The 15,445-nt window shown below is 58.7% G+C and carries 18 protein-coding genes and 1 pseudogene; 13 read left to right on the top strand and 6 right to left on the bottom strand.

The genetic code is table 11. From position 1 onward, the window contains the following. Positions 1-57 precede the first annotated feature (57 nt). Positions 58-363 (top strand): hypothetical protein, encoded by a 306-nt coding sequence (locus EC845_RS02765; RefSeq protein ID WP_148077226.1) that lies wholly within the window; start codon positions 58-60, stop codon positions 361-363. 200 nt (positions 364-563) lie between these two features. Here the strand turns inward: EC845_RS02765 and EC845_RS02770 are convergent, their stop codons facing one another. After that, positions 564-1,067 carry an Arc family DNA-binding protein gene (locus tag EC845_RS02770; protein ID WP_199739707.1) on the bottom strand — a complete coding sequence of 168 codons (504 nt, stop codon included), beginning with the start codon at positions 1,065-1,067 and terminating at the stop codon, positions 564-566. A gap of 75 nt (positions 1,068-1,142) precedes the next feature. Further along, positions 1,143-1,598, bottom strand: a complete 456-nt coding sequence (locus tag EC845_RS02775) for a helix-turn-helix domain-containing protein (protein WP_123295687.1) — start codon at positions 1,596-1,598, stop codon at positions 1,143-1,145. A gap of 293 nt (positions 1,599-1,891) precedes the next feature. Between EC845_RS02775 and EC845_RS02780 the strand changes: the two genes are divergently transcribed. Together EC845_RS02780 and EC845_RS02785 are read left to right on the top strand one after the other, a co-directional pair. Next, the gene (locus EC845_RS02780) at positions 1,892-2,089 is read left to right on the top strand and encodes a hypothetical protein (protein ID WP_148077227.1); all 198 of its coding nucleotides are present in this window, start codon (positions 1,892-1,894) and stop codon (positions 2,087-2,089) included. A 100-nt stretch (positions 2,090-2,189) separates the two neighbouring features. After that, complete coding sequence (locus EC845_RS02785) at positions 2,190-2,714, top strand: guanylate cyclase (RefSeq protein WP_123295689.1); 525 nt, start codon at positions 2,190-2,192, stop codon at positions 2,712-2,714. Between the two features lie 114 nt (positions 2,715-2,828). Here EC845_RS02785 and EC845_RS02790 read toward each other — a convergent pair whose 3' ends face one another. After that, positions 2,829-3,065: a hypothetical protein gene (locus EC845_RS02790; protein WP_123295690.1), complete on the bottom strand. Its 237-nt coding sequence runs from the start codon at positions 3,063-3,065 to the stop codon at positions 2,829-2,831. A gap of 199 nt (positions 3,066-3,264) precedes the next feature. After that, positions 3,265-3,480 carry a hypothetical protein gene (locus EC845_RS22030; protein WP_148077228.1) on the bottom strand — a complete coding sequence of 72 codons (216 nt, stop codon included), beginning with the start codon at positions 3,478-3,480 and terminating at the stop codon, positions 3,265-3,267. A 306-nt stretch (positions 3,481-3,786) separates the two neighbouring features. On the opposite strand from EC845_RS22030, the gene EC845_RS02795 reads away from it, so the two are divergent. Together EC845_RS02795 and EC845_RS22730 are read left to right on the top strand one after the other, a co-directional pair. Further along, complete coding sequence (locus EC845_RS02795) at positions 3,787-3,999, top strand: hypothetical protein (protein ID WP_123295691.1); 213 nt, start codon at positions 3,787-3,789, stop codon at positions 3,997-3,999. Between the two features lie 118 nt (positions 4,000-4,117). After that, a complete protein-coding gene (locus tag EC845_RS22730) occupies positions 4,118-4,243 on the top strand; it encodes a hypothetical protein (RefSeq protein ID WP_255416890.1) in 126 nt (41 codons plus the stop codon). 77 nt (positions 4,244-4,320) lie between these two features. Here the strand turns inward: EC845_RS22730 and EC845_RS02805 are convergent, their stop codons facing one another. Beyond that, positions 4,321-4,629 carry a helix-turn-helix transcriptional regulator gene (locus tag EC845_RS02805; RefSeq protein ID WP_123296321.1) on the bottom strand — a complete coding sequence of 103 codons (309 nt, stop codon included), beginning with the start codon at positions 4,627-4,629 and terminating at the stop codon, positions 4,321-4,323. A gap of 121 nt (positions 4,630-4,750) precedes the next feature. Here EC845_RS02805 and EC845_RS02810 point away from each other — a divergent pair, with 121 nt between their 5' ends. The 5 genes and pseudogenes from EC845_RS02810 to EC845_RS02830 form a co-directional block, all read left to right on the top strand. Next, complete coding sequence (locus EC845_RS02810; protein ID WP_123295693.1) at positions 4,751-5,839, top strand: NADH:flavin oxidoreductase/NADH oxidase; 1,089 nt, start codon at positions 4,751-4,753, stop codon at positions 5,837-5,839. Positions 5,840-6,222: 383 nt separating this feature from the next. Continuing rightward, positions 6,223-6,669: a nuclear transport factor 2 family protein gene (locus EC845_RS02815; RefSeq protein ID WP_123295694.1), complete on the top strand. Its 447-nt coding sequence runs from the start codon at positions 6,223-6,225 to the stop codon at positions 6,667-6,669. Between the two features lie 685 nt (positions 6,670-7,354). Continuing rightward, on the top strand, positions 7,355-8,455 hold the full coding sequence (locus EC845_RS02820) for an HNH endonuclease (protein WP_123295695.1): 1,101 nt from the start codon (positions 7,355-7,357) through the stop codon (positions 8,453-8,455). Positions 8,456-8,706: 251 nt separating this feature from the next. Next, complete coding sequence (locus EC845_RS02825; RefSeq protein ID WP_123295696.1) at positions 8,707-9,051, top strand: DUF1153 domain-containing protein; 345 nt, start codon at positions 8,707-8,709, stop codon at positions 9,049-9,051. A 43-nt stretch (positions 9,052-9,094) separates the two neighbouring features. Continuing rightward, positions 9,095-9,601: pseudogene (locus EC845_RS02830) on the top strand (transposase); the annotation flags it as partial. Positions 9,602-9,622: 21 nt separating this feature from the next. Here EC845_RS02830 and EC845_RS02835 read toward each other — a convergent pair. Beyond that, complete coding sequence (locus tag EC845_RS02835; RefSeq protein WP_123296322.1) at positions 9,623-9,928, bottom strand: helix-turn-helix domain-containing protein; 306 nt, start codon at positions 9,926-9,928, stop codon at positions 9,623-9,625. A 491-nt stretch (positions 9,929-10,419) separates the two neighbouring features. Between EC845_RS02835 and mutS the strand changes: the two genes are divergently transcribed. The 3 genes from mutS to EC845_RS02850 all read left to right on the top strand — a co-directional run bounded on the left by mutS (position 10,420) and on the right by EC845_RS02850 (position 15,158). Beyond that, positions 10,420-13,071, top strand: a complete 2,652-nt coding sequence (gene mutS / locus EC845_RS02840; RefSeq protein ID WP_233597912.1) for a DNA mismatch repair protein MutS — start codon at positions 10,420-10,422, stop codon at positions 13,069-13,071. A gap of 52 nt (positions 13,072-13,123) precedes the next feature. Then, positions 13,124-13,960, top strand: a complete 837-nt coding sequence (locus tag EC845_RS02845) for a proteasome-type protease (protein ID WP_123295697.1) — start codon at positions 13,124-13,126, stop codon at positions 13,958-13,960. Between the two features lie 316 nt (positions 13,961-14,276). Further along, positions 14,277-15,158 carry a hypothetical protein gene (locus tag EC845_RS02850; RefSeq protein ID WP_148077229.1) on the top strand — a complete coding sequence of 294 codons (882 nt, stop codon included), beginning with the start codon at positions 14,277-14,279 and terminating at the stop codon, positions 15,156-15,158. The last annotated feature ends 287 nt before the right edge of the window (positions 15,159-15,445 follow it).

A 15,445-nucleotide genomic window follows, 5' to 3' on the forward strand; every position in this document is an offset into this window, starting at 1 on the left:
GTACTTTTGCACCCGCGCCAGCACGGTGCAAATCAACAATTTAGGGAAACCAAAATCATGAAAAAAATGTTCTTGCTCGCGGCTTGTGGGACCGCGATGCTATTGGTCGGCTGCGCAGGCGTGCCCGGAGACAAAGAAAGCGACGTCCCGCCACGAATCGTTCAATCCGGGGAAAGCAGGCAGTGGGACAACGGCAGCGCATTTGGACCGGTTCCCGAATCGCTGGTCAAAAAGGGAAATTCCATCTGTGCATCGCTGAACACAAAGGATACCAAGTATGTGGCCACGGGATATCACTCGAAGGCGCGGGACTTGAGCGGCAAGACGTTTCCGACGGGTGGGTTTTTCTGCGCGAAGGAATAGATATTTCGAGGACAATAACCCAAAAATCCTGCTGCGAAAATAGAGCAGATTCAAAAGATTAACATGCCTGCCTTGTATTGACCCGGCATAAATCTGCACGGGTCGGTCAGCTCATGCGTTTTGCAGCGCGAGCCCTCATCGCCAGCATCAAAGATGCTGGCAAGTGTTGTAGAAACCAAGGCCGTCAACAAGCATCCCGTTCACTCTTTTATCGAAATCGGCGAAATCTTAGCTAACGCATCCAGCGCATCGTCCCGGCGACGTTTGGTTTCCAAGAGTTCTAACTCGCTCTTCTGCGCCTCGTCCCTGAAGTGACAAACGGCAAACTGACTTTCGTCTTTCATTTTTTCCAGCTGAGAAAAGTGACGAGTGGCGCCCCGTGCTTTTGCCGCAAGATCGTTGTCGCGAATCCACTTGACCAGCTCGTCGACGGCTTCCTTGAGCACGCGCTGCTCGATCAGACATGTCCGCTCGCGGTAATGGGCATGCGATAGCTCGAACTGCAACTTTGCGATGACCGCCACAATTTCGAGGGAGCTGCTGCCCTGTGCGCGCAAACTGCCATCCAATCTGGAAACGACCTCGGCATTCATCGATCGACTGCTGGCCCTCGCCGCGTCAGAAATGCGGGTACGCATGCCTTCCGGAAAGCGCAACATAAACTTGTCCGAGTCGCGCCCGGTCGTGGTGGAGTCTGTGGTCATGGCTGAAGTATCGTCAGCCTCACTTGCCATAACAGTTGCTTGCCCGCAGCGACTGCCCCTCTGACGATAACGGCTTCACGGTTCCTCGAGCTTTCGCTCGATGCGATTCACTCGGTACTTGAGATCCTCGACCATCCTGGTCACCGTTTCAACAGTCAAAGCACCCGCGGGAACCTGCTCATCAAGGTCTTGCTGCAGCTTCTGCTTCACGATGTAGTTGACGAACTTTTCCAAGGTGAGACCCAGGTCGCGCGCCCCCTCCTCGGCTTTCGCCAGCTCTGCGCCTTCAAGCTCAACCGTCAAAGCGTGCCTGGGCACTTGCACCGCGCCTAGCCAAGACGGCTCGACCTGAAGCACATCGCACATCTTGCGCAGCAATGCAGGTCTCGGAAAGTTCTTTCCCGACTCATACCGATACAGCTGGTTGGGATGGACACCCAGTCGCTCGGCCAATTCCTTCTGGGTCCAGCCGTGTTCGCCTCTTGCGCGAACAATCTTGTACGCCAAATCCTGATAGGTAATAGAGGCCATGCAAATCAAAATCGAAAAATGAGTGTTTGTGATTGTTAGGTTGGCTATAGTTTGTTTTGTAGAGCACTATCACCACCTAATCACACTTGGAGCGATTCTATGTGTGCCAGATCGCCGGTACCGATCCAGTTGGTTGTCGCCCTCGCCTTTGACATCCACGGCTTCTGGAAGTCCGCCGCTCAAGAATCGAGCGGTACACATCGATCTTTTTCTTTTCCCACGTCTGATACATCCATTACCGCCTTGCCAGCGAGCATCCGAGTGATGACCGTCTGACATGCGAACTGATGGAGATGAGCGCCCTGCTCTACCTGATGGACTCCACCAACCTGGCAATGGACATGACCATTGCCTTCAACGACGAAATCATGGACGGCTACATCGATGCGATGGCTCATTGCGCAGAGCGTGCCTTGGCAATGATCGATCCGGGCAATGCCTCACCCAGCCTGAAGAGCCGGTTGGCCATTGAGGAAGGAATGGACCGATAAGGGGCTTACAGCCTTTGACCCAAGTCCGGGACACGGCCCTGCAATGTCGCTACACAAAGTGTATGCTTGTGTCCCCCCCGTATAGGGTTCACGAGATGACTTGGAGAACGTTCTGGCACACATTGAATCAGGTACTGACAGTCTCCCCGATGCCCGATCTGAATCGATCGAGATCTTCGAAGCCGGCCTGGCCAAATTCGGTCTGCGTGAAGCGCTGGCTTATCTCAATTCCTGGGTTGACTTTCGGTACACCGCCATGGCCAGACTGCAAGGCGACCTGTTCCTGACAGTGGAAGTATTCGACAAGTTCGGCAAACTTTCCACCGAGGATTTTCCAGACCAGCCTTTCAACGACAGCTTTTGCCAGTTCGTGAAAAGAGACGGGCCCTGGGCGGTACCCGATACACGTCTCGAGCCGATGTTGGATGGCAACAAGAACCAGGGGGTCGTCATCAGTTATGTCGGCGTACCGGTGCTGAATGGCATCGGCGGGGACTTCTATGGCACGTTGTGCCACTTCGACTTCGAACCCCGACGCGTCGGTGATCGGCATTACGAGTTTCTGAAACAGGCCGGGCTTGTGCTGTCCACTATTTTTGAACCCTCGGCGCTCGCCATCGACTGAGCATCGTTGTCGGCTCGACCCTGCTCGCTGAAGCGCGAACAGCGAGACAACACAAAGACGTGTTCTCGCGGCGGCCGTCGCCCCATTCCCAGCCGATCACATTGGCCGACGAACTCAGCGGTGCCACCGTTCCACGAAAGCTTTATGCACCCGGTCCTGGGTGACCGCATCATGCGGATCTTCCACCTCGATCAACACTTGTCGGCCTGCATCGTGGTCGACTTCTACCGCTCCAGGAACCGGAAACGCATCGCTCCAGACACTGGGATCGGTGGCCGACACCAACTTGTAGCCTCCCACGCCGTCGGTGTCCAATTCGATGATCTGGGATTCGGAAATTTGGATGGTCATTGCGCTAGCCTTCAAGACAAAATCGAGTGGAGACGACATCGCTCATGCGTTGCCCCTCTGCCCACTCAAGGCTACGCCGCAGATGAAGCCATTGCCGTAGGCGGATTGGACGCGTGGCGGAAGGGACAAGGCCTCTGGCGGACATAGGAGGCCCACTCACAAGTCGGTGGTGCTCGCGACCCAAAGTCGTTCGACCGGATCACGAGCGTTGCGGGCTCAGTTGGAACTGATCTGCATCGCGCTCGCGTTGCTGAAAGATCAGCGCATTCTCTTGCTCGGGAGTGAGCAGGAAGCGTATGCCGGTATCGCGGCACTGAAACAGCCGGTGATATCTGAAGATCACCCGCACCCAGAAGGGGCGATGAACACGAGTCGCGTGTTCGAAATTGCAGTTACCAATTCCAACTTGAACCATAGGCAAACTCCTAGAACGATAGAACTGCCGACCTTAGGGTCCGCATCGTTCAGGGTCAAGACTTGAAGACGTAACAATTGAGCAATAAATGTTAACGAAATGTTCAGAATTCGTCCGTTCTTTAACTAAAACACAACCTCCTTGCTCTGTTTTTTGCTCAAATCCTCTGTCTGGATTTTTTTAACTCATCCTTCGATCAGATGCTGACATCAAAGAAAACCACTCAGCAAAGCGCGTCAGTCTGACAAGAGCCCGACATCGGTCTGCCTATGCTTGTGTCCATAACGAGATCGAAAGGTTGCGAAAATGAGCATGGCATCTGATTTCCTGGCGAACGTCGGCACAAGCGTTTCCGGCCTGGCCTCTGCGTTGACCCAGCTGGACAACAAGGAAGAGGCTTCCGACTGCACCCGATGGACCTTTGCCGATGGATCGACCATCGAGATCAAACGCAGCCCGGAGGCGCAGTTGTCTTACAGGCAGCAGGAATCGACCAGCGACGGCAAGATTTGGGCGTGATGCATCACCCGCTCCGGTGGATTTTGTCCTACTCCCCGTCATCGAGAAGTCATTCAAACTTCCGGTTGTAGCGAGCGCCGATAGTCGCTTTGCCAAACGCCGCGAACGGGACTTTCAAATGAACTTGATCATGGGCGCGCTCATGGGCGTGGTTTTAGGATTTTCAATCAAGAACATGCTGCTCGGCCTGCTGATCGGCGTGCTGGTCTCGTTCACGGTCAAGGACGAAGAAGAAGAGCACTGACAGGTCCCATCTCGCACGCCGGTGCATGAACGCACCTTTGAAAAGCCTTGCCGCTGATGCTGCAAGGCTTTTTGACGTCACGCCTGGGTCTGCTGAGCCAGGATCGCGCCCAGCAATCCAGGAAACCGGCTGTCCATCTCGGGCCTGCGCAGCGTGTTCATGTGCGTTGTGCCGACACACTCGGTATGGACCAGACCCGACTCTCGCAGCACCCTGAAATGATGCGAAACGGTCGATTTCGGTCGCCCACCGTCCAACTCTCCGCAACTCGCCGCCCGCACACCGGCCAAGTGGCGAACGATATCCATGCGCACAGGATCGCTCAGGGCGTACAACACGCTCTCCAAGATGAACTCGTCGGCGGGAGGGTGTTTCATGGGGCGCATGGGCCACATCATAAACCATAGGGTAGACTTGTCGCATAGTTCGATTACCTTCGAACTTAGGAACTAGATGAACTGCATCCCGGTTCCTTTTTGCTCACTTTTTCAATTTAAACCTCGCGCCATGTCAGCCCTTTTCCAACCGTTCAGCCTCAAATCCGTCACGCTGCGCAATCGCATCGCGGTGCCGCCGATGTGCCAGTACTCCGCCATCGAGGGTCGCGCCAACGATTGGCATCTCAGCCACTACGCGTCCATGGCACGCGGAGGCGCCGGCCTGGTCATCGTCGAGGCGACCGCCGTGTCTCCCGAAGGACGCATCACCCCGGGCTGCACCGGGATCTGGAACGATGACTTGGCAGAGGCCTTTGTGCCGGTCGTGCAAGCGATCAAGTCGGCCGGCTCGGTGCCCGGCATTCAGATCGGCCACGCCGGACGCAAAGCCAGTGCAAACCGGCCTTGGGAAGGCGACGACCACATTGCAGATGGCGACAAGCGCGGTTGGCAAACGATTGCACCGTCCGCCCTGGCGTTTGGCCCCGGTCTGGCCAAGATCCCCCGCGCGATGACACTGGACGACATCGCACGCGTGCGCCAGGATTTCGTGGATGCCGCCAAGCGGGCGCGGGATGTGGGATTCGAATGGCTGGAACTGCACTTCGCCCACGGTTATCTGGCGCAGAGCTTTTTTGCAGCGGACTCGAATGCACGCGACGACATCTACGGGGGTTCGGTCGAGAACCGCAGCCGTTTCCTGCTCGAAACGCTCAAGGCCGTACGCGAAGTCTGGCCCGAGAATCTGCCCCTCACCCTTCGCTTCGGTGTGCTGGAGTTCGATGGCCGGGACGAGCAAACCCTGATCGAATCCATTGACCTGACGCGTCAGTTCAAACGCGCGGGTCTGGACATGATCAGCGTGAGCATCGGTTTCTCCACGCCCACCGCGCAGATTCCTTGGGGCCCCGCCTTCTTGGGACCGATTGCGCAGCGTGTGCGCCGAGAAGCCGATATCCCCGTCTCTTCGGCCTGGGGTTTCGGAACCCCCGAATTGGCCGAACAGGCCGTAAAGAACGAACAACTCGACGTCGTCATGATCGGCAAAGCCCATCTGGCGAATCCGCACTGGGCCTACGCAGCCGCCAAACAACTGGGCGTTGAACGTGCCTCGTGGACCCTGCCCGCTCCCTACGCTCACTGGCTCGAGCGTTACTGATCGGTAGCCGCATCGGGCACCTAGACCCCCGGAGTGCGGTGCTGCCCCGCCCTGCCATGAGTTGCACCCGTTCTTGATCGGAATGGCGTAACCCCCGGGCGGGATGGGCCGCAAAAAAGCCTCGATTTCCTTGAGAGATCGAGGCTTTTTGCATTCTGGTGAAATCACTGCGCCAGTGAGGTCTTTGCATGTGACCCGGTGCATCGCATGGAGCAGCAGAGTCGACCGATCTCTACGTCGTTCTTGACGCCACGAGTGGTCGTGTTCCTTCTTGTAAGCGACGGCTTTCGGGTCATTTTCAGTGCCACGGCAATCGGCAATCGGCAATCGCTTGATCTCGTCACGTCGCAGTCAGCACAAAATTTACGCATCCAAAGGAAATCATGAACATCGAAGAAGCAGCCATCCATATGTCGATCTTTCAGACCATGGGCGTCTATCACACGGCTCTGGACGACGCCAATTTCGCGGACCTCGCGACGGTGTTTACCGAGAATGCCGAGATGGAAGTGAGAGGCAAGGTTGCCGTCGGCCGCGAACGCATCATTGAAAACATGCGCAAGCGAAGTGAACATCGAACCCGAGACCCCAAGGGCATCATCTTTCAACGGCACAACCTCACCACACGCAGAATCGATCTGCAAAGTGCCGAGTCGGCGTTGTGCACGTCTTATTTCCTGGTACTCACGGAGCTAGGTGTCGATCACTTTGGAAGGTATTTCGACACCTTTGTGCTCGATGGCGGAAAGTGGCTGATCTCGCGGCGCAGCGTGCAAACGGATTGGATGCATGATCAATCGCGATTTTTGGTGCATCCGAGTCCGACGTGAGCTTGCCTGAGACTATCGCTGCAGCGAAGGGCCGCTGCCATGTGTTCGCGTTGGACGCACGAAAGTCTGCAGATTTCAAGCTTGTCATGCGCAACACCGGGAGTCGTCCCCGCACTGCGGAGTGACGTCAAGATGTTGCGTCGGTCCGGCCCCCTGCTCTTCCTTGGCTCTTCGCCGAAATCTTGCACTGCGACTCGCGTGCAGAGTGGGGAGGGGCGCTGGCGAAGATGGGGGGGCGCCGGGCTCGAATGGAGCAGCAAAATCAAGAATTTAATTCATTAATTGATGACCGATAGCAAGCAAGCGCAACAACTTGCTGGACCTGGTTACACGGGTCACACGGCGATGATGGCTAAGTCTCCTTTTCTACGTTAAAATGCACTATCATAAAAATGCTACGCCTAAACCTACGGCACCACACATACAGGTTATTTCCAGCAAGCTGCGCACTGGCGCCTCGATACGAGCAATATTTAAAACTGCTTGCCAATAGCTGCCGCTCTTGCCTTCATAAGGTCTGCTACGCAGCGGTAGCAGTCTTCTGAAGTTCCCGACTCTGCTCACAGTTTTCGCACTGCAACGAGGTCATCGGCACGTTCAAGTCTAAGTTTCATAAACCTGACGAATAAGCTTGAAATAGCTGAGTGACCGCACTACATTGAGAGTCAAGCAACTTAAATATTCAATGTCAGAAACACTAGTCATTGCCGACCCGCAACCGAACTTCGACCCTGAGACAGACTCGCTTGTAGCGCCGCTCAAACCTCAAATACACCGCCGAATCTACGACCTTGTATTCGACGCCGGATTGAACATGGATTTTTGGCTGGTTAGCAAGAGTACAAAAAGAAGCATTCAGCCCGAAAACAATATTCACCAGAGCACCATGTGGAGCTTTGGAGGAGAAGGGCAACCAATCGTCATTTGCATTTGGTGGGTCAATTTGAAGCGGAGTAGCGACGTGGTCTACCGCCGTGGAAGTATTAAGGCCGACGTAGACATGTGGAGCGCGATGGCGGAGGAAGTGCGGGCCAGAGGCGAAAAGGAGAATTTGCTCACACGCCGAATGAAAAAATCGCAGGCGATGGGCCGTCGCCTATTCGAAGCAAACAAACAGCGCCTGCCTGTGCGGGTGGTGCTGTTGCACGGCAAAATTCCGCCGATAGAAGAAAGTGCCACCGAATCTGCGGTAGCGTCGAAGCGCCGCCTAGACCATGAAAAATGGTGGGTTCACGAATACGACGCTGAGACCGGCAACTATCTCTTGGTGCGAGGGGTTCAAATGCCAACGTTTGTTCCCAAAGACCCGTATGCGGGTGAACCTGACACGGTAGACGATCCACTCATTGCGCAAATCGAGAATTCGAACTTGAGCGAGACTGAGAAGGATGCGCTGATAAAGCAACGAGTAGGTCAAGGCTGGTTTCGAGACCAGCTGATTGCTAGGTGGGGCAGTTGTACAGTCACCGGTTGCAAGGACATGTCGCTCCTCATCGCTTCTCACATAAAGCCATGGCGGTTGTGCACCACACGGGCTGACAGGTTGTCTCCGGACAATGGCCTACTGCTTAGTCCAAACTTCGACAAGGTCTTTGACCGGGGGCTCATCAGCTTCACAGACAACTTCAAAATTCTCTTTCACCCAAGCTTCAAAGGTGCTGATAGGCTGGCTCTAAAAATAGAACCCACAAGCGACTTTGCGGTGGCGTCTCGTAGGCGCGAGTTGGAAGGATTAAAGCCATATCTCCGGTGGCACCGCCTTCACTACGGATTTGACGAGGCATAAAGAACCCCGCGCCGAGACTGTAACGGGCCCAGGCCCAGCAACGACCACTTCGCGATAGCCGCCGTCCGCCTAGTCAGGGCTGAGGCCCCGCGCCAAGCCTTAAGCCGTCACAAGTAGCAGCGACCTCAAGGACATATCTGGCCGTGACAGCCTCTCCATATGTATGGCCGCAGACGCGAAAGCTAAGTGGAGCCAGCCGCTGTATTGACCCACTGAAAAGCTGCAAAGGTCTTTAACTGAAGGGAAGAGACCTGAGCATGAAGATGGAAGAAGAGATCAAACGGTGGACGGCCAAGCGCAAGAGCGCGTTGGTGATGGACATCATTCAAGGCAAGACGACGGTGGCAGAGGCCAGCCGAGCGCATGATCTGACGCCCTCGGAGATCGAGAGCTGGGTGGACGATGCCAAGCGCGGTATGGAGAACGCCCTGCGGGCCAAACCCGAGGACGTTCGCGAACAGTACGAACGGCAGTTGCGTGATCTGCAGGAGGCGTACGGCGAGGCGATGCTGGAGCTGCGTGCGAGAAAAAAGCTGCAGGCCTTGCTGGACGAGGAAGGGACTGATCCTCCGGGTTCAGCAAGGCTTGAAGGATGAGGTCCAGATCAAGGGCTGGCAGGTTCGCAAACGGGCTATTGGCATGCGACCGCGGATCCAGGCTCTACCCTCAGTGGCCACAGCGCCCAACGAGCGATGGTCGACCGATCTTTGTCGAATCTGGGCCGGTCGCGACGGCTGGGCCGCGTTGGCGCTGGTGATCGACTGCCATACCCGGGAGTTAATGGGCTGGCACCTGTCGCGCAGCGGCAAGGTGACAACGGCATCGAGCGCGTTGGAGCAGGCCTTGATTGCCCGGTTCGGCACGCTCGGGCGTGTGCCGCAGCCGTTCCTTCTGAGGTCTGACAATGGATTGGTGTTCTGCAGCCGGAACTACACAACGTTGGTTAAGAGTTATGGCCTGCAGCAGGAATTCATCTCGCCCCATTGCCCTCAGCAAAACGGAATGGTCAAGCGGGTGATCCGAACACTGAAGGAGCAGTGCACGCATCGGTACCGATTCGAAAGCCTCCAGCACGCGAGCCGGGTGATCGGCGACTGGATTGGTTTCTACAACACTCGCCGGCCACACCAGGCGCTGGCGATGATGACTCCCGCTGAAGCCTATGCGTTAGCGGCCCGACCTGTGCAGATTCTGCTGGGTCAATACATGAGCACCTTCACTCGCGTCTCCATCCATCAACGGCTGCAGCAGTTCCACCACATCGACACCCAGTGCAGCAGCCAGACGCTCCAGTCCGTCAACCGAGATGTTGGTGACGCAGCGCTCCAACTGGGACACGTACGTTCGATGGAAATCGGCAAGTTCTCCCAGCTTCTCTTGGCTCAGGCCACGCGCTGTGCGCAGGCGATTCATGTTGACCGAAATGCGGTGGCGGGCAGAGCATGAAGGGACGGAAATTGAAGGCTTTGACATACCCTGGAGAATCCTCGATCTCTGACTTCAATCTACAGCAACCCAATTGACTGCCTTGAATCTTGCACCAACATTGCAAAACGTCATGCTTCCAGCTTGTCGATGGTGCTCAGCACCGCATTGGCCATGATCGCCCCCGCCAACGCCTGCTCCGATCTCCCGAGCCATCCGCTTGCCGAGGCAGAACTGAACCGATGACGGTGACTTGCAGTCTTTGACGGCACGTCGATCGCCGAGGCTTCACTTTCGACACTCGAAAGTCTGCAGATCCCTGACTTTTCATGCACAACACCGGGACCCACCCCCGCGCTGCGCAGTTACGATAAGGTGTTGGCCCGGCCCAGCCCCCTGCTCTTCCTCGGCACGCCGTGCAAATCTCGCACTGCGACTCGCGTGCAGAGTGTCGGCGCGCGAGCGAAGATGGGAGCAGCGCACCGGGCCCCAATGAATTTTCGCCAGCGAAATCAAGAACTTAATTAATCAATCAATTGATGACCGATAGCAAGCAAGCGCAACAACTTGCAGAACCCGATTACGCCGGCCATACGCCGATGATGGCCCAATATCTACGCCTGAAAAGCGGCTTCCCCGAGACGCTGCTGTTCTACCGCATGGGCGACTTCTACGAGGTGTTCTGGGCGGATGCCGAGAAGGCGGCGCGGCTGCTGGATATCACGCTGACCAAGCGGGGCCAGTCGGCCGGCGAGCCGGTGGTGATGGCGGGTGTGCCCTTTCACTCGCTCGAAGGATATCTGGCGCGCCTGATCAAGATGGGCGAGTCGGTGGCGATCTGCGAGCAGATCGGCGATCCGGCTACCAGCAAGGGGCCGGTAGAACGCAAGGTGGTTCGGGTGGTGACGCCCGGTACGCTGACCGACACCGAGCTGCTGAGCGACAAATCCGAAAGCACGCTGCTGGCGGTGTGCCAGGGCCCGCGCAACCAGGTGGGGCTGGCATGGCTGGCGCTGACGCAATCCGAGCTGCAATTGGCCCAGTGCACGGCCGAAGAGCTGGAAGGCTGGGTGGCACGCGTGGCGCCGTCCGAGGTGCTGTATGGCGCCGACGTCACCGATGCATTCGAAGCCCGGCTGAAGGCGGCACGTGCCAACCAGGGTGGGTTTTCGCTGACGCCACGTCCGGCCTGGCAGTTTGAATCCGACCTGGGCGAACGCAAGCTCAAGGAGCAGTTGCAGGCGGCCAGCCTGCAGGCCTGGAGCGCCGATGCCCTGCCCTGCGCGCATGCCGCGGCGGCCGGTCTGCTGGCGTATGCCGAGCACACCCAGGGCCGGGCGCTGACGCACGTCAATGCGGTGCGGGTGCAGCGCGGCAGCGCGTTCATCGATCTGCCTCAGACCACACGCCGCAATCTCGAGCTGGTGCAGACCTTGCGCGGCGAAGACTCGCCGACGCTGTTCTCGCTGCTCGACACCTGCAGCACGAGCATGGGCAGCCGCCTGCTGCGGCGTTGGCTGCTCGAGCCGGAGCGCGACCGCACGGCGGCGCGGGCCCGGCTGTCGGCGATCGGCGCGTTGCGCGGCGACGGAGCCGTGGCGCCCTGGACCAGCCTGCGCGCCCAACTCAAGAACAGCAGCGACGTCGAACGGATTTCCGCGCGTATCGCCTTGCGCCAGGTGCGCCCGCGCGAACTGGTCGCCCTGCGCCAGACGCTGCAGAAGACGGGTGCGATCTCGGCGATCGCCCATGGGCTCGCGCCGTATCTCGACGATTTGTCGCAGGCCCTGCAAGCGCCGCCGGAATGCATCGCTCTGCTGCAGCGCGCGCTGCTCGAGGAGCCCGCGGCCCTGGTGCGCGACGGCGGCGTGATCGCGCTCGGGCATGACGCCGAGCTCGACGAACTGCGCGGCATCCGCGACAACTGCGACGCCTTTCTGCTCGATCTCGAGACACGCGAACGCGCACGCACGGGGATCGGCAACCTGCGGGTTCAGTTCAACAAGGTGCACGGTTTTTACATCGAAGTCACGCAGGGCCAGGCCAGCAAGGTGCCCGACGACTACCGCCGCCGCCAGACGCTGAAGAACGCCGAGCGCTACATCACGCCCGAGCTCAAGACCTTCGAGGACAAGGCGCTGTCGGCACAAGAGCGTGCGCTGTCGCGAGAAAAGATGCTGTACGAAGCCCTGCTCGATCAGCTCCAGCCCTTTGTGCCGGCATTGAGCCGCTGCGCGCAGGCACTGGCCGCACTCGACACCCTGGCGACCCTGGCCGAACGTTCGCTCACGCTGGGCTGGGCCGAGCCCGAGTTCGTGAAGGAGCCCTGCATCGACATCCGGGGCGGCCGCCATCCGGTGGTCGAGTCCCGCCTGGCCGAGACCTCGGGCGGCGCCTTCATCGCCAACGACACGGCGCTGGCCGGCAAGCAGCGCATGCAGGTCATCACCGGCCCCAACATGGGCGGTAAGTCGACCTACATGCGCCAGGTGGCGCTGATCACCCTGCTGGCCTGCATCGGCAGCTACGTGCCGGCACGATCGTGCCGGCTGGGCCCGATCGATGCCATTCACACCCGCATCGGCGCGGCGGACGACCTGGCCAACGCGCAGTCGACATTCATGCTGGAGATGACCGAAGCGGCGCAGATCCTGCATGCCGCAGGCCCCCATTCGCTGGTGCTGATGGACGAGATCGGACGGGGCACCTCGACCTTCGACGGGCTGTCTCTGGCAGCCGGCATTGCGGCCTATCTGCATGACCGGACACAGGCCTTCACGCTGTTCGCCACGCATTACTTCGAACTGACCGAGTTTCCGGCCCGCCACCACGCGGCGCTGAACGTGCATGTGAGCGCGGTACAGGGCGGAGGAAAGGCTGCAGGCGACATCGTGTTCCTGCACGAAATCCAGCCCGGGCCGGCGAGCCAGAGCTACGGGATCCAGGTGGCCAAGCTGGCGGGCATGCCGGCGAGCGTCATCCACCATGCACGCCACACGCTGGGTTCGCTCGAGCAGCAGCAGAACCAGGCGCAGGCCCAGGTCGATCTGTTTGCGCCGCCGCCTGCCGCCGAAGCGGCCGCGCCGAGTGCGGTCGAAGCCGCGCTGGCCCGGATCGATCCCGACGCATTGACGCCGCGAGAAGCCCTGGATGCGCTCTACAGCCTCAAAGCCGTAGCACAATCCTCCTGACCGCCCGGGCCGTCGACGGCCCGGTTTCCTGCCGTTTCTCCCCAAAGCCAACATGACATACTGCGTCGCCATCAAGCTCAATGCCGGTCTGGTGTTTCTTTCCGACTCGCGCACCAACGCCGGCCTCGACCAGATCAGCACGTTCCGCAAGATGATCGTGTACGAAAAGCCGGGCGACCGTTTTATGGTCCTGCTGTCGGCCGGCAATCTGTCGATCTCGCAATCGGTACGCGAGCTGCTGCAGGTCGAACAGGTCCGCAACCATCTCGACGAAGACGCACCGCCGATCACGATCTGGAACGCGACCAGCATGTTCGATGCGGCCCGTGTGCTGGGCGCCACCGTGCGCCGTGTGTACGACCGCGACGCAGCTTCGCTCAAGCGTTCGGGGGTGGATTTCACGGCCTCGTTCGTGCTGGGCGGGCAGATCAAGGGCGAGAAGATGCGGCTGTTCCAGGTGTATTCGGCCGGCAACTTCATCGAGGCGACGGCCGAGACGCCCTACTTCCAGATCGGCGAATCCAAGTACGGCAAACCCGTGCTCGACCGTGTGCTCACGCCTTGCACGCCGCTCGACGAGGCGACCAAGTGCGCGCTGGTGTCGATGGATTCGACCCTGAAGTCCAACCTCTCGGTCGGCCTGCCGCTGGACCTGGCCATCTACGAAGCCGATCACCTGCAGAGCGACCAGGTGGTGTGCATCGACGAGCAGAACAAGTATTTCCGCATGCTGCACGACAGCTGGGGCGACAAGCTGCGCGAGGCTTTCGACAGCATCGAGAACCCGGATTGGTCGAGCACCGACCACAACCCCTTGTCGACTGCGGGCTCGACCTCGGGCGTGCAGGCGCTCCGCAAGATCGCCAAGCCGACGGACAAGCTGATCTGAGCAGATAGACCGTCGACGGATTGAACAACGGCAGGACGATGCGCCTGCCTTCGCGGCCCGGCGTGCCTTGTGCGCCGGGCCGTTTCATTTGGCGGGCTCGAAAAAGTCGGCCCTCATGGATCGTGGCTTTCGATCGATGGCGGTCATTCAATTCCTGTTGTGTTTCAGACGTTCAAAACTCACGGATATCCATCTTTTTACAGGCATAAAAATCACGCTCGGGGCTCGACTATAAAAGTGTTGCAGCGGTGCAAGACGGCAATCCCGCAGGTCGGCAGCCGTTGCACGAGATGCATCGACAACGTCGGGAGAGCACATGAAAAATCCAATGAGGGCCTTGTTCAAGGGTCTGTCGATCCTGGCACTCGCCGTGGGGCTGGCGGGGTGCGGCGGAGGTGACGACGACGAGGGTTCGCCTGGAAGCAGCAACACCAGCAGCAACAGCAATAACAACAGCAACAGCAACATCAACAACGACATCGGCGGTGGCAACGGCAAGTCGCTGGTGGTGCCCTATTCGGCTTACGTCCCCAACGAACGAGGCCAGGATTTCGACCATGTCGTCGATGTCGACGCCATCGCCGGCAAGGTCTCTATCGTGATCGGGGGCCGCGAGCAACACTACACGCTCAATACGCTGCACGGCAACGACGCGTGCACGGTCAGGGGCGGCACTGGCTCGTACAGTCTCAATGCGTGCGACACCCTCAGCCATGGCGACATCGTCATGCTTTGCCCGACAGTTGCCGACATACCCACGGTGATACTGCAGCGCACGCGTGCAACCCATCTGAAACCGGCAAGCCTGGCTGAACTGCAACAGGTCGCGATGGCCCCGCACGCCTCGGAAGGTCTGGCCATGCACATGGCCGCCTGCTCCGACTCGCCGGTCTCGACCCGGAACCACATGATCGTCCTTCCGGACGGCAGTGCAACGATGACCGTCGAAGGGGCCGTCAACACGCTGACGGCACTCAGGATGGGCGAATTGACGTCGTTCGTCGGTTTCACCGGCGAGTTGGTCAAGGCGGGCATGAAGATCTACAAGTGGTTTCCAGAAGACGGCACGGGATCGCTGCAGACGGTGCGCTACCTCGTCCTGTTCACCGGCACGCCCACGACCAACGACCCCAATCTGCCGATGTTCCCGCCCCTCATGTATGTCACGCCGGCGAAGCTGCGGTTGCCGGCGCGTTGAGCGCGTGTAACGTAAGCGCGCCAAAGCCGTGCCAATGATCAAAAGGGGTCGACGAGCCAATGGATTCGTCGACCCCTTTTGCCTCTTGTTTTGGGATGATTAAAACCTTCGTATTCGCTTTGGCCATGTGTGGCGCGACGACCGTTTTGAACGCTCACTGCGTTTCTGATGCGTAAAGATCACAGGTCCTACATTTCTTTACATCGAAGCCTAATGGGGCCTTTGGCCTCGGATATAAACGCGTTGCGGCGGCGCGAGACTGCAATCCCGCACGTTCACAGTCGTTG

This window comes from Comamonas sp. BIGb0124 (assembly GCF_003752175.1).
Lineage (GTDB): Bacteria > Pseudomonadota > Gammaproteobacteria > Burkholderiales > Burkholderiaceae_C > Comamonas_F.

Bases quoted from the DNA above. Each gene is read 5' to 3' on its own strand.
- EC845_RS02790 (WP_123295690.1), bottom strand. From the start codon at position 3,065: ATGACCATCCAAATTTCCGAATCCCAGATCATCGAATTGGACACCGAC.
- EC845_RS22730 (WP_255416890.1), top strand. From the start codon at position 4,118: ATGAACTTGATCATGGGCGCGCTCATGGGCGTGGTTTTAGGATTTTCA.
- EC845_RS02815 (WP_123295694.1), top strand. From the start codon at position 6,223: ATGAACATCGAAGAAGCAGCCATCCATATGTCGATCTTTCAGACCATG.
- EC845_RS02810 (WP_123295693.1), top strand. From the start codon at position 4,751: ATGTCAGCCCTTTTCCAACCGTTCAGCCTCAAATCCGTCACGCTGCGC.
- EC845_RS02780 (WP_148077227.1), top strand. From the start codon at position 1,892: ATGAGCGCCCTGCTCTACCTGATGGACTCCACCAACCTGGCAATGGAC.
- EC845_RS02770 (WP_199739707.1), bottom strand. From the start codon at position 1,067: ATGACCACAGACTCCACCACGACCGGGCGCGACTCGGACAAGTTTATG.
- EC845_RS02805 (WP_123296321.1), bottom strand. From the start codon at position 4,629: ATGCGCCCCATGAAACACCCTCCCGCCGACGAGTTCATCTTGGAGAGC.
- EC845_RS02835 (WP_123296322.1), bottom strand. From the start codon at position 9,928: ATGTCAAAGCCTTCAATTTCCGTCCCTTCATGCTCTGCCCGCCACCGC.
- EC845_RS02850 (WP_148077229.1), top strand. From the start codon at position 14,277: ATGAAAAATCCAATGAGGGCCTTGTTCAAGGGTCTGTCGATCCTGGCA.
- EC845_RS02775 (WP_123295687.1), bottom strand. From the start codon at position 1,598: ATGGCCTCTATTACCTATCAGGATTTGGCGTACAAGATTGTTCGCGCA.
- mutS (WP_233597912.1), top strand. From the start codon at position 10,420: ATGACCGATAGCAAGCAAGCGCAACAACTTGCAGAACCCGATTACGCC.
- EC845_RS22030 (WP_148077228.1), bottom strand. From the start codon at position 3,480: ATGGTTCAAGTTGGAATTGGTAACTGCAATTTCGAACACGCGACTCGT.
- EC845_RS02845 (WP_123295697.1), top strand. From the start codon at position 13,124: ATGACATACTGCGTCGCCATCAAGCTCAATGCCGGTCTGGTGTTTCTT.
- EC845_RS02820 (WP_123295695.1), top strand. From the start codon at position 7,355: ATGTCAGAAACACTAGTCATTGCCGACCCGCAACCGAACTTCGACCCT.
- EC845_RS02795 (WP_123295691.1), top strand. From the start codon at position 3,787: ATGAGCATGGCATCTGATTTCCTGGCGAACGTCGGCACAAGCGTTTCC.
- EC845_RS02765 (WP_148077226.1), top strand. From the start codon at position 58: ATGAAAAAAATGTTCTTGCTCGCGGCTTGTGGGACCGCGATGCTATTG.